Origin of the sequence: Pseudomonas sp. NFX5 (genome assembly GCF_049132125.1) — a bacterium.
Classification (GTDB): domain Bacteria; phylum Pseudomonadota; class Gammaproteobacteria; order Pseudomonadales; family Pseudomonadaceae; genus Aquipseudomonas; species Aquipseudomonas marginalis.
Map to the genome: position 1 here is coordinate 1 of NZ_JAFMZG010000037.1, position 11,442 is coordinate 11,442.

Below are 11,442 nucleotides of genomic sequence, written 5' to 3' on the forward strand. Positions count from 1 at the left end.
CGTTGGCCGAATGAATTTCCACGCCGTCAAACCCGGCGTCCAGGGCATTGCGCGCCGCTTGGGCGTACTGCCCGACCAATTCTTCGATCTCCAGCCCGCTCACCACAGCAAGCCCGCTCATTACAGGTTGCTGCTTGCGCCTCACACATTTGCTTTGTGTTGCCTGCTGGTTACTCTACCCGCAACACAATCTTGCCGATATGGTCCCCACCTTCCATCCGCGCATGGGCCTGGGCGGCGTCGGTGTATTCGTAGACCTTGTCGATGATCGGCAGGCAACGCCCGGCCTCCAGTACCGGCCAGATGTACTCGCGCAACTGTTCGGCAATCGCGGCTTTTTCAGCCTTGCTGCGCGCACGCAACAGTGAGCCGGTAATCACCGCGCGCTTGCCGAGGATGCTCAACAGGTCGACGTCGTTGGCCTTGGCGCCGCCGAGGAAACCCAGCATCACCAGGTGACCGTCCATGGCCAGGGCCTTGAGGTTGTTGTTGAGGTACGAGGCTCCCATGATGTCGAGGATCACATCCACGCCCTGGCCGTCGGTCTTCTGGGCGATGACCTCGGCAAAATCCTGCTCGCGATAATTGATCGGCTCGCCGCCCAGCTGGGCGATGGCCGCGCATTTGTCGGCGCTGCCGGCGGTGGCGAAGGCCTGGATGCCGAATTCGCGGCACAGCATCAGCGCGGTCGTACCGATGCCGCTGGTGCCGCCGTGGATCAGCACGCGCTGGCCGGTGTGGGCATCGCCGAGGCCGAACAGGTTGGCCCACACGGTGAAGAAGGTTTCCGGCACGGCAGCGGCTTGAATCCAGTCCATGCCTTCAGGAATCGGCAGCGCCTGGCTGGCGGGCACCGTGCAGAACTGCGCATAGCCGCCGCCATTGGTCAGGGCGCAGACCTTATCGCCCACGGCGAATTCGCTCACGCCGTCGCCCAGCGCGGCGACTTCGCCCGCCACTTCCAGGCCAGGCAGCGGGTTCATGCCGGGTTTCATCGGGTACTTGCCGGCGCGTTGCAGGGCGTCGGGGCGATTCACACCGGCCGCATGCACGCGAATCAGGATCTCGCCGGGGCCCGCCACCGGTACATCTGCACGGCGTGGTTGCAGCACCTCGGGGCCACCGGGGGTGGTGATTTCGATCAGGGTCATTTCTTTGGGAAGCGTCATTTCAGATTACCTGCAGCGATGAGCGTATGGGTTGGGACCGCGTCGGACGGCCGGCGGTTCAGCAGGCGCATGCCCGGTTCCAGGGCCAGGGCGACCACTATCGCCCCGGCGGCGATCATGAACAACAGCGCATGCTGGCCTCCGCTGACGTTGAACAGGGCGGAATAGGCAAACCCCGAGAGCGCCTGGAAAGTCGCAAAGGACACCGTGGCACGGCTCCACGCGACCTGCTGCTGATGATGGTTGGGGAGCAGTTCGTGCACCCGCGCCAGCGCCAACGGCACGATGCCCGGCGGGAAAGAACCGAGGATCACCGCGAGCACCGCCAGGCCAGTCAACGAGCCGGCAAACGGCAACGCACCGACGGCAATTGCCTGCACCACCAGCACCACGCGGATGCTCAAGCGCGCCCCCAGTTTGTCTGCCAGGAACCCGTAGGTGACCGGCCCCACAATCGACCCCAGGCCGTACATCACCCAGATCATCGCGCCGATATGCGCCCCGGCCCCCAGGCCACGGGCCACGTAATCCACCAGGAACACCATCGCCGGTACCAGCCCCGCGGCCATAAAGGCGTATTGGGCGAACAGCAGGTACACGCCGGAAGGCGTTGCTACGGCCGCGCCGGATGGCGGCGCGTCTTCATGGAGCGTGCCCGAAGGCCAGGCGAACCAGCTGGCGGCGGTCAACACCACGGCCAGCAGGCCCAGGCCGAACCAGGTCTGCTGCAAACCCAGGCTCAGCAGCGGCGGCACAAGGGTGCCGGAGCCGGCGATGCCCAGGCCGATGCCGAGGAAGATCGCGCCACTGGCCAGGCCCCGGCGTGCGGCCGGTACATGGGGCAACACGGTCGCCGCCACCAGCACCATGATTGCGCCACCGGCAATCCCCGACAGCAGCCGCCAAGCGAAGAACCACACCACCGACAGCGGGAAGCCACAGGCGAAGAACGCCAGGGTCACCGCCACCATCATGATGCGCAGCGCGGTCCTGTTCGAGGTGCGCTGGGCAATGGGCCGCCCGATCAGCGCGCCGATCAGGTAACCCACCAGGTTGGCGGCACCGAGGTACACCACGTCATTGGCGCTGAACCAGTGGGCCTGGATCAGCGACGGAATCAACGGCGTGTACGCAAAGCGTGCCAGGCCGATGCTGACCAGGCTGGCGCACAGGCCGGCGAAGATCGGCAGCCACACGGAGCGGCGGGGTGGGGCGTGAGTGTCGAACATGATGGCGGTCCTGGGTATTTTTCTCTGGTGCCCAGCATATCCAGGTTTTTGGATGCAATAATGCAGCGAATACACGTCGCTGTGATGCAGATATGCAGCATAAGGAAACCGCATGAATTGGGATGATGCACGGGTGTTCCTGGCGGTTTGCCGCGAGTCGACGTTGCGCGGGGCCGCACGGGTATTGGGGGTCGACCAGGCCACAGTCGGGCGGCGGGTCAACGCCCTGGAAAAGTCCCTGGGTGCCACGCTGTTCCTGCGCACCTCCGAAGGCTACGCCCTGACCGCCGTCGGCGAGGCCGCCCTGCACTCGGTGGAAAAAATGGAACGCTCGGCCCTGGAACTGGAACGCCAGATCCAGGGCCTGGATGACCGCCTGACCGGCACCGTACGGGTCAGCACCACCGACTCCCTGGCCATCGACTTCCTGATCCCGGCGATTGCGCGCCTGCACATCCAGCACCCGGATGTGCGCGTGCAGCTCGACGCGTCTACCCAGTTCCTGAGCCTGGCCAAACGCGAGACCGACATCGCCGTGCGCAACACCCGCCCGGACAGCCCCGACCTGATCGCCCGGCGTCTCGCGCGCTGGCCGGTGGGGTTGTTTGCGTCCCAGGCCTATATCGATCGCCAGGGTACGCCGGAGCCGGGCAGCCTGTTTGAAGGGCATGATCTTGTGGTCTATCAACCGTACCTGCAAACCCAGAAGGACATGACCCTGGTCTCGGAACCCCTGGGCCGTGGGCGCATCGTCGCCGCCCTGAGTTCCAGCCTGTTGGTGCGCCGCTCCATCGCCGCCGGGATCGGTATCGGCGAAATCCCGATCCTCACCGGCGAGCGCGACGGGCTGGTGCGCCTGTGGCCGGAGCGCACGCGGCCGTTGCCCTACGACGTCTGGCTGGTGACCCACGCCGACCTGCGCCACACCGCACGGGTGCGGGCGGTGATCGATGAAATCGTCGCGGGGTTTGTCGGAACGGGGGATTAGTCAGCACAGGCTTGCAAGCGTGCGTACCGCGCTGTGGACACAATTCACGTCGATAACGTGTCAACCCACCGGAGCGCATATGAACGAATCAAGACACCAGGACCTGGGGCTGTTGTTTCTGCGGGGCAGCGGGGCGCTGTTCCTGCTATGGGTGCATGGCCTGCCCAAGTTGCTCAACTACAGCGAGCAGTTGAAGCAGATCGAGGACCCGTTTCACCTCGGCGCCCATGCCACCTTGCTGCTGGCGATTTTCGCCGAAGTGCTGTGCCCGCTGCTGATCATCGCCGGGGTGCTGGTGCGCCTGGCGTGCCTGCCGATTCTGGCGGTGCTGTTGATTGCGATGGTGGTGGTGCATCCGGAGTGGACGTTGCTGGAAGGGCAATTCGGCTGGCTGCTGTTGATCATGTTCACCACGCTGCTGATCAGCGGGCCAGGGCGCCTGGTGCTGAGCCAGCGTTTCTCCTGAGCAAAAAAAGGCCGGGCGAGCCCGGCCAAAATAAGGAGCGGGTGTTTTAGCGATTGAGGAACGCCAGCAGGTCTTCATTCAAGGCCTGAGCGTGGGTCACGGCAAAACCGTGGGGCGCATCCTTGTACACCTTCAGCTCGGCGCCCTTGATCATCTCGGCCGCCACCTTGCCGGTGGTCTCGAATGGCACGATCTGGTCACCGTCACCGTGGATCACCAGGGTCGGCACGTCGATCCTGGCCATGTCCGGGCGGAAGTCGGTTTCCGAGAACGCCGTGACGCAATCGACCGTGGACTTGAGGGAGGCGAGCAGGGCGATCTGCAGGGTCTGGGTCAGCGTACCTTCGGAAACGACCTGGCCCTTGTTGATGCCGAAGAACGGCGTGTTGAAGTCAGCGATGAACTGCGCACGGTCTTTCAGCAACCCGGCCTTGATGCCGTCGAACACTTCGGTCGGCACGCCCTGGGGATAATCGGGCTTCTGGCCGAAGATCGGCGTCACTGCGCCCAGCAGCACCAGGCCGGCCACGCGTGCACTGCCGTGGCGTGCGATGTAGCGGGCGACGTCGCCGCCGCCCATGGAGAAGCCCACCAGGGTCACCTCCTTGAGGTCCAGGTGTTCGATCAACTGCGCGATGTCGTCGGCGAAGGTGTCATAGTCGTTGCCGGTCCACGGCTGGTCCGAGCGGCCAAAGCCACGGCGGTCGAACGCGATGGTGCGAAAGCCACGGCTGCTGAGGTACTCCATCTGGTATTCCCACATGTCGGCATCCAGCGGCCAGCCGTGGCTGAACAGCACGGGCTTACCGCTGCCCCAATCCTTGAAGTAGATCTGGGTACCGTCTTTGGCAACGAATGTGCTCATGGAAAACTCCTTGATTGAGGGACTGAAAAACCAGCCTCACTATTGCCCGAAACCGGGCCGGGGGCTTGTACGGGTGTGCTTGCCTGGGGTCACCAACTGAACTTGAGCTCGACCCCCAGGTAATTGCTGTCATCGCCGCCGGCATCGCGCAAGGTGCGGCCGACCGCGTAGTGCACCGCTTCAACCGCGCCGGTGAGGTTTGGCGTAAACACATAGTCGGTACGCAGCTGACCATAGGCACCGGTCCAGCGTTCACCCTGGCCTGCGGTGCCGGCGACGGGCAGGTTCGGCTGGGTGTACACCGCGTCGCTGGTGGTCTGGCGCCACAGCAGTCCGACGGCGGTCTGCACGCTGAGCTTGTCGATGGGCTTGACGGTGATCGACGGTTTGACGTGAATCAGGTTGCTGTAGCCCGTATAGCCGGCCAGGGAAAAATAGTAGCCGTTGGGGAACAGCGGGTTGAACGTGCCGACGGTGCCGTCCCCGGTCTTGCGGTCGCCCGAGGCAATGTCCAGCTGCAGGCCGATGCGCGGCTTCCACGTCAGGCTCTCGAAGGTGTACCCCGTGCGGCTGCCACCGGCCCAGGCGCGAATATCCTTGCTGCCCACCGAGCCGCTTTGCAGCATGGCTTCGATGTCCCAGTCGAATCCCTGGGCCGCACCGCCCAGGCGTGCGTCGAACAGATGGCGGGTTTCATCGCCGTCCGCGTCGAGGTAATGCGCGGCACTGCGTTCGTACACGCCGTAGTAGGCCGACAGCTCATTCTTGCCGCCCACCAGCCGCTCGACCCGCAGCATGTGGAAGCGCGCGTCACGGTTGGATGTGTCGTCGAAGTGCCGATCGTCCTGATACTGCACCGGCTGGCTGGCGATCCCGATAAAGCGCCAGTTGGGCGTCTCCCAATCGGCCCACAGCGCATCGAAGGATTGCCGCACATTCGGGCCGTCCCGCGATGAGATGAAACGTTGCAAGTCGAAGGCGAAGTCCTGGCGCCCGACACGGGCCTTGAGGGTGCCGCTGCCGAAGGCATTGACGTATTCGGCGAAGGCCAGGCGCAGATCGACGCGGTTCTGATCGGCGCCGCCGACCGTGGTCTTGTCGTAGGCGCGTACGTCTTCCAGTTGGGTGAAGAGCCGCCAGTGTTCGTTCAAGTGCAGGTCGGCGTGCACCTGGAAGCGCTGGATCAGGTAGCGATCACGCTTCACGCCCTTCACCCCAAAACCACTGGCATCGTTCATCTCGAAGCGCTCGCGCAGCGTCGCCCCCAATGACAAATAGGTGAACGGGTTGGCGCTGGACAGCGGGATGTACTTCAAGCTGTCCAGCAGCTGCGTGCGCAACGCCGGATCCTTGAGCACCGACCAGTCCTCCTGCCAGCGGTTGGCCTTGATGGCCGGTCGTGCCGGTTGCTCGTCGGCGTGGGCGCTGCCGACCAGCAGCGGCCACAGCACGGCCAGGCCCCAGCCTGTGCGGCGAATCATTTTGTGGCGTGGAGCTGGTGAATTTCCGCGACGTAGCCGCCGGGGAACTCAACCACGGCGCTGCGACGGCCCTTGCTGTCAAAGGCCGGCACCAACACCCTGGCGCCGGAACCGGTGGCCTTGCCCAGGGTGGCCGTCAGGTCAGGCACTTGGTAACCGGTGGTCTCGTGGCCGAAGGAGTAGGGCAGGTGGCCGTTGGTGACCAGCACCGCCATGCGCCCGAATGGCGACTCGATATCGACGCGACGGTAAGTGCCAGTGGCCTGACCCACATCGACGCCAGGCGCGTGTTTGTCATCGGCCAGGACCTTGCCGTGGGAGAAGCCCAGGAACGCTTTGATAAAGGCGTCAGCGCGATCGGTGGACAGGTACACGCGGTTTTCCGGCACGGTCTGGAACGCCGCGTAGTCCGGGGTCTTGGTGTGCCAGTAGAGCTGCATGTTCACGCCACCCGGCCATTGCACCACGGCGTCTCGGCCAATCGGGTCCGGGAAGTCGCTGACGATAACGGCGGCGCCGTTTTCCCGCGCGGCGTTGAGCGCCGCGTCCATGTCCTTGACCAGGTAGCCGTTGCGTTCCTGGCCGAAGGGGTGCGGGATCGGCGTGGTGAAACCGAACAGCGACACCGTGCCCGCCGGCGTCTGCAGCAGTTGCGAGGTGGTGCTGCTCGGCACCGGCAGCACGTTCACCACCACCTGGGGCGTGCTCTTGCCGCCAAAGGTGGCGAGGAAACTCTGGGCGAAACGGTCCACATCCGCCGGGGCCACATACACGTGGCTGGTGTCGTATTGCGGCGCCACGGCCACGCTCGGGGTTGCCGCGAAGGCATTGCCCATCATTGCGCTCGCCAGCAGCGTCAATGCCACCGATACCTTGATTGCTTTGCTGCCCATGCCCACTCTCCAGCACTTCTACGGGATTGAAAGCCGTGAGGTTAGGGGCAGGGACGCGATGGAAATTGTACAAACGTGCTCGGTTGAACGGTTCAGCGTCTATGCTGGTCCACTGACCTCTACCGTCAGATCACACAGGTGAACGAAATGGCCAAGACCTACAGCTACGCCGCCCAGAACGCCACGGATGCCCTCAAGCCCTTTACCTTCGAGCGCCGCGCGCCGGGGGCGGACGACGTACAGATCGACATCCTCTACTGCGGCGTGTGCCACTCCGATCTGCACACCGCGCGCAACGAGTGGAACAACACCCTGTACCCGTCGGTACCCGGCCACGAAATCGTCGGCCGCGTGACGGCGGTGGGTGGCAATGTGAAGAAATTCAAGGTCGGCGACCTCGCCGGCGTCGGCTGCATGGTCGACAGCTGCCAGCACTGCGCCTCCTGCGCCGAGGGCGAGGAGCAATACTGCGAGAGCGGTTTTACCGGCACCTACAACGGCCCGGTGTTCGGCGGTGAAAATACCTTTGGCGGCTATTCGGACAGCATCGTGGTCAAGGAGAAGTTCGTGCTGCGCATCTCCCACGACGATTCCAACCTGGCCGCCGTCGCGCCGCTGTTGTGTGCGGGCATCACCACCTACTCGCCGCTGCACCACTGGAAGGTCGGGCCCGGCAAGAAGGTCGGTGTGGTGGGCCTGGGCGGCCTGGGGCACATGGCGGTGAAGATCGCCCATGCCATGGGCGCCCATGTCACGCTGTTCACCACCTCGCCCAACAAGCGCGAAGACGGCCTGCGCCTGGGCGCCGACCAGGTGGTGGTGTCGAAGAACCCGGACGAAATGGCCAAGGTCGCCAACAGCCTGGACTTCATCCTCAACACCGTCGCCGCGCCGCATAACCTCGACGCGTTCCTCAACCTGCTCAAGCGCGACGGCACCATGACCCTGGTCGGCGCCCCCGACAGCCCGCACCCGTCGCCAACGGTGTTCAACCTGATCTTCAAGCGCCGCAGCCTGGCCGGTTCGCTGATCGGCGGGATCCAGGAGACCCAGGACATGCTCGACTTCTGCGCCAGGCACGGGATTGTCTCGGACGTGGAGATGATCGACATCCAGGGCATCAACGAGGCGTATGAGCGCATGCTCAAGGGCGATGTGAAGTACCGGTTCGTGATCGATATGGACAGCTTGAAAAAGGAAAGCCACGCGGCTTGAAAACTGCTCCGGCAAACACTGGGGGCAATGTGGGAGGGGGCTTGCCCTGATGCCCGTCAGTTAAGGGGGAACGCTGTAACTGTGGTGGTGGTGGTGGTGGTGGTGGTGGTGGTGGTGAGCGGGCTTGCCCCGCGCTGGGCTGCCCCGCTCACCACAACAGCTCTATCTGCCGGGGGGACAGCGTTTAGACAAAGTTGTGTAGATACCTATGCCCCTCCCACATGGGTGCTGTGTTGCTCAAACGGTCATCGAACACCTCAAGGCCGCTGCGGCTTCACCGAGGTGCCGAAGGTATTGCCCATGCGCACGCTGGTCGCCGCCGGGGTGGCCAGGCCGAGCTTGTTCGGCTGGCGTTTTTCCACGGCAATGCCTTGCGCCTCGCGGTTTTTCTTCGCGGCTTTGGCCGCATTCGTATCGTTACCCATCTGCTGGCTCAGGCAGCCATAGTCGGGCGCCTTGTAGCCATCCACCGAGACGTCGGCGCAGTTGCCGGCGTGGGCGTGCAAGGGCAGGGCCGTGCACAGCAACAGGCTGGCGAGGAGCGGTAAGCGTTTCATCAAGGCCTCCTGGCGGGCCCGAGGGGGTGGGCCGGTTGGTGTGCAAGTCTAGTGCAGCGGGCCTCTCGTCACCGTGATGTTTTTTTTGCTATCACCGTAACATCAGGTTCATAAATTGGCCTCAGGATGACGGTTTTCTAGGGCGCGTCGGCCGTGCAGCGATGCAGAGCAGGGGGTGAACAGGGGGGCTGGAGGCGCGCCGTATGCGCCCTGGTCTTGCTGTTGCTGCTGGCCGGTGGTCGCGTCGCGCAGGCGGAGTCACCGCTGCTGCTGTTGAACCTGCCGGCGCAGGACCTGGAACATGCACTGCAAGCGTACAGCCGCGCCACCGGAATGGCGGTGCTGGTCGACCGCGAACTGACGCGGGGCCGGCGTTCCATCAGTGTGCGCGGGCGTTTTACGGCGCAGGAGGCTCTGGCGATGTTGCTGACGGGGAGTGGCCTGATGGCGCGTTATGCACGCGATGATGCGTTCACCTTGCAGTTGCCCGCGGTCAGCCAGCCGCCTGCCACCCGTGGTGCGGCGGCACGCAACGCCGCACGGATCAACAACAGCTACGCCACGGCCTTGCAGCAGGCCATCGAGACCAGCCTGTGCCGCTCGCCGCTGACCCGGCCCGGCAGTTTTCGCGCGCTGGTACAGGTGTGGGTCAATCCCCAAGGGCTGATCGAACACAGTCGGTTGGTCAGCTCCACCGGCGACGAACAACGCGATGAAGCACTGGTACGCAACCTGGGCACCACGCGGGTCGAACGACCGGCACCGAGCTCGCTGCGTCAACCGGTGACTTTACTTTTGATGCCCGACACCACAGGAATGCGCATGGAATGCACAGCAGCAAACGGAGCCTGGGGCGGATGAAAAATACCGGGCACAGTACGATGGTCGGGTTGTTCCTGGCCTCCTACGACGACTTCAAGGTGCGTTTGCGCAAGCGCCTGGGCTCGGAGGACCTGGCCAACGATGTGCTGCACGAAACCTACCTGCGGGTCGACCGCATGGAAGTGCCGCCCAACCTGACGCAACCCAATGCCTACCTGTACCGCATGGCCTTGAACATCGCCGCCGACCGCCGCCAGGCCGACGCGCGCCTGCTCACCGGCAGCGAGGTGGAAGAACTGCTGCAAAGCGCCGACGAAGCCCAGGACCCGTCACGGGTGGTGGGCGGCCAGAAAGAAATCCAGTCCCTGGTCAAGGCGCTCTACGAACTGCCGGCCCGCCGCCGCAAGATCCTTATCGCCGCCCGCCTGGAAGAAGCCCCGCACCTGGAAATCTCCCAGCGTTTCGGCATTTCCACGCGCATGGTCGAGAAGGAAATCAAGGCCGCCCTGGGCCACTGCGCCAAGCGCCTGGAAAGAAAAGTGATCCAGCGGTTCGGTCCCGGGGCCGGAAAACCGTCTTAGAGTCGAGTCCCTGATAAAACCGTGAGTATTTGCGCGCTTGAACATTTTTAGCCTCAGTGCCACTCGGCAATCCGCCGCCAGCCCCCTGCACGACGAAGCCCGCGACTGGCTGGTCCTGCTGACCTCGGGCCGCGCCACCGTGGCCGATGCCAAGGCGCTCAAGGCCTGGTGTGCGCAAAGCCCCGAGCATGCCCAGGCGTTCGAGCAGGCCAAGGCGATGTGGCAGCAACTGGCCCCGGCGCTTGAGCAAGTCTCGCAGCCGCGCAGCTTTGGGCGCCGGGCGTTCCTGGGCGGCGCGATTGCCGCATCGGCCGCCATGCTCATGGTGCAGGTCGGCTCCCCCGGTGGTTTTGCCGGCCTCACGGCGGACTATCGCACCGAAGTTGGCGAACAGCGCCAAGTGCTGTTAAGCGACGGCGTCAGCCTGGAACTCAACACCCAGACGCGCGTCAGCCGCGTGGGCCAGGGGCTTGAATTGCTCGAAGGCGAAGTCGAGGTGATCGCCCATTCCGCACAACCGCTCAAGGTGCTGGCGGGCGAAGGCTGGGTAAGCGCGGCGCAGGCACGTTTCAATCTGCGCAACACCGACCGCACGGTGTGCGTGACCTGTATCGAGGGCTGGCTGTCGGTGGCCGTGGCCGGGCGCAGCGTGCGCCTGGAAAGCGGCCGGCAACTGAGCTACGACGCGGCCGGCCTGGGCGAACCGGTGGTGGTGGACACCCAGGCGGTCGTGGCCTGGCGCGAACAGGTGCTGGTCTTCAACAACGCCACCCTGGCCACGGTGGTGGATGAGATCAACCGCTACCGCCCGGGGATGCTGGTGCTGCTCAACAAGCAACTCGGCCAACGGCGCGTCCAGGCGCGGTTCAGCCTGCAGCAGTTGGCAGGGGTGGCGCTGTTGATTCGGGACGCGTATGGGGCCAAGTGTACGGAGTTGCCGGGTGGGGTGGTGTTGTTGAGTTGAGGCCTGCCGCTCGTCGGGTAACTCCGATTTTTACGCTGTAAAAGAGCCGCGATCACCCGTTGTTCTGCGCCTGTCGCTTTCAGGTATGCCTGTGTGCTCATGGGCTGAGCGACCGGTCTTTCCCCTCTGACAGACCTCCTTTCTTATCTTCTCTGAATTTTCTCTTTTGTTTGTAGGGGAAGAGATTTTTAACGTATGAAAAAACCAGGAAA

12 protein-coding genes and 1 pseudogene are annotated in these 11,442 nt (G+C 64.2%); 6 read left to right on the plus strand and 7 right to left on the minus strand.

All coding sequences use genetic code 11. The features are described from left to right. The 3 genes and pseudogenes from J1N02_RS26465 to J1N02_RS26475 form a co-directional block, all read right to left on the minus strand. A pseudogene (locus J1N02_RS26465) lies at positions 1–94 on the minus strand (hypothetical protein); the annotation flags it as partial. Between the two features lie 76 nt (positions 95–170). After that, positions 171–1,169, minus strand: a complete 999-nt coding sequence (locus J1N02_RS26470) for an NAD(P)H-quinone oxidoreductase (RefSeq protein WP_421148002.1) — start codon at positions 1,167–1,169, stop codon at positions 171–173. Then, a complete protein-coding gene (locus tag J1N02_RS26475) occupies positions 1,166–2,398 on the minus strand; it encodes a YbfB/YjiJ family MFS transporter (RefSeq protein ID WP_421148003.1) in 1,233 nt (410 codons plus the stop codon). Before J1N02_RS26475 ends, J1N02_RS26470 begins: the two co-directional genes overlap by 4 nt. 112 nt (positions 2,399–2,510) lie before the next feature. On the opposite strand from J1N02_RS26475, the gene J1N02_RS26480 reads away from it, so the two are divergent. Next, complete coding sequence (locus J1N02_RS26480; protein ID WP_169899904.1) at positions 2,511–3,386, plus strand: LysR family transcriptional regulator; 876 nt, start codon at positions 2,511–2,513, stop codon at positions 3,384–3,386. A 79-nt stretch (positions 3,387–3,465) separates the two neighbouring features. Beyond that, positions 3,466–3,852, plus strand: coding sequence for a DoxX family protein (locus tag J1N02_RS26485; RefSeq protein WP_414886873.1), 387 nt, complete (start codon positions 3,466–3,468; stop codon positions 3,850–3,852). Between the two features lie 46 nt (positions 3,853–3,898). Here J1N02_RS26485 and J1N02_RS26490 read toward each other — a convergent pair whose 3' ends face one another. The 3 genes from J1N02_RS26490 to J1N02_RS26500 all read right to left on the minus strand — a co-directional run bounded on the left by J1N02_RS26490 (position 3,899) and on the right by J1N02_RS26500 (position 7,091). Further along, positions 3,899–4,717: an alpha/beta fold hydrolase gene (locus tag J1N02_RS26490; RefSeq protein WP_421148004.1), complete on the minus strand. Its 819-nt coding sequence runs from the start codon at positions 4,715–4,717 to the stop codon at positions 3,899–3,901. A gap of 89 nt (positions 4,718–4,806) precedes the next feature. Then, a complete protein-coding gene (locus J1N02_RS26495) occupies positions 4,807–6,198 on the minus strand; it encodes an alginate export family protein (protein ID WP_092359739.1) in 1,392 nt (463 codons plus the stop codon). Then, positions 6,195–7,091: a VOC family protein gene (locus J1N02_RS26500; protein WP_421148005.1), complete on the minus strand. Its 897-nt coding sequence runs from the start codon at positions 7,089–7,091 to the stop codon at positions 6,195–6,197. Before J1N02_RS26500 ends, J1N02_RS26495 begins: the two co-directional genes overlap by 4 nt. A gap of 147 nt (positions 7,092–7,238) precedes the next feature. On the opposite strand from J1N02_RS26500, the gene J1N02_RS26505 reads away from it, so the two are divergent. Continuing rightward, the gene (locus J1N02_RS26505; protein WP_092359743.1) at positions 7,239–8,306 is read left to right on the plus strand and encodes an NAD(P)-dependent alcohol dehydrogenase; all 1,068 of its coding nucleotides are present in this window, start codon (positions 7,239–7,241) and stop codon (positions 8,304–8,306) included. Between the two features lie 257 nt (positions 8,307–8,563). Here the strand turns inward: J1N02_RS26505 and J1N02_RS26510 are convergent, their stop codons facing one another. Continuing rightward, a complete protein-coding gene (locus tag J1N02_RS26510; RefSeq protein WP_092359745.1) occupies positions 8,564–8,863 on the minus strand; it encodes a hypothetical protein in 300 nt (99 codons plus the stop codon). A gap of 216 nt (positions 8,864–9,079) precedes the next feature. Here J1N02_RS26510 and J1N02_RS26515 point away from each other — a divergent pair, with 216 nt between their 5' ends. The 3 genes from J1N02_RS26515 to J1N02_RS26525 are packed head-to-tail and all read left to right on the plus strand — an operon-like array spanning position 9,080 to position 11,230. Continuing rightward, on the plus strand, positions 9,080–9,724 hold the full coding sequence (locus tag J1N02_RS26515) for a secretin and TonB N-terminal domain-containing protein (RefSeq protein ID WP_098479779.1): 645 nt from the start codon (positions 9,080–9,082) through the stop codon (positions 9,722–9,724). Beyond that, positions 9,721–10,266 carry an RNA polymerase sigma factor gene (locus J1N02_RS26520; protein ID WP_098479778.1) on the plus strand — a complete coding sequence of 182 codons (546 nt, stop codon included), beginning with the start codon at positions 9,721–9,723 and terminating at the stop codon, positions 10,264–10,266. Before J1N02_RS26515 ends, J1N02_RS26520 begins: the two co-directional genes overlap by 4 nt. A gap of 37 nt (positions 10,267–10,303) precedes the next feature. Then, positions 10,304–11,230 carry a FecR family protein gene (locus tag J1N02_RS26525; protein WP_027607554.1) on the plus strand — a complete coding sequence of 309 codons (927 nt, stop codon included), beginning with the start codon at positions 10,304–10,306 and terminating at the stop codon, positions 11,228–11,230. Positions 11,231–11,442: the final 212 nt, after the last annotated feature.

Coding starts and splice junctions, on each gene's coding strand:
- J1N02_RS26470 (WP_421148002.1), bottom strand. CDS start 1,169: ATGACGCTTCCCAAAGAAATGACCCTGATCGAAATCACCACCCCCGGT.
- J1N02_RS26475 (WP_421148003.1), bottom strand. CDS start 2,398: ATGTTCGACACTCACGCCCCACCCCGCCGCTCCGTGTGGCTGCCGATC.
- J1N02_RS26480 (WP_169899904.1), top strand. CDS start 2,511: ATGAATTGGGATGATGCACGGGTGTTCCTGGCGGTTTGCCGCGAGTCG.
- J1N02_RS26485 (WP_414886873.1), top strand. CDS start 3,466: ATGAACGAATCAAGACACCAGGACCTGGGGCTGTTGTTTCTGCGGGGC.
- J1N02_RS26490 (WP_421148004.1), bottom strand. CDS start 4,717: ATGAGCACATTCGTTGCCAAAGACGGTACCCAGATCTACTTCAAGGAT.
- J1N02_RS26495 (WP_092359739.1), bottom strand. CDS start 6,198: ATGATTCGCCGCACAGGCTGGGGCCTGGCCGTGCTGTGGCCGCTGCTG.
- J1N02_RS26500 (WP_421148005.1), bottom strand. CDS start 7,091: ATGGGCAGCAAAGCAATCAAGGTATCGGTGGCATTGACGCTGCTGGCG.
- J1N02_RS26505 (WP_092359743.1), top strand. CDS start 7,239: ATGGCCAAGACCTACAGCTACGCCGCCCAGAACGCCACGGATGCCCTC.
- J1N02_RS26510 (WP_092359745.1), bottom strand. CDS start 8,863: ATGAAACGCTTACCGCTCCTCGCCAGCCTGTTGCTGTGCACGGCCCTG.
- J1N02_RS26520 (WP_098479778.1), top strand. CDS start 9,721: ATGAAAAATACCGGGCACAGTACGATGGTCGGGTTGTTCCTGGCCTCC.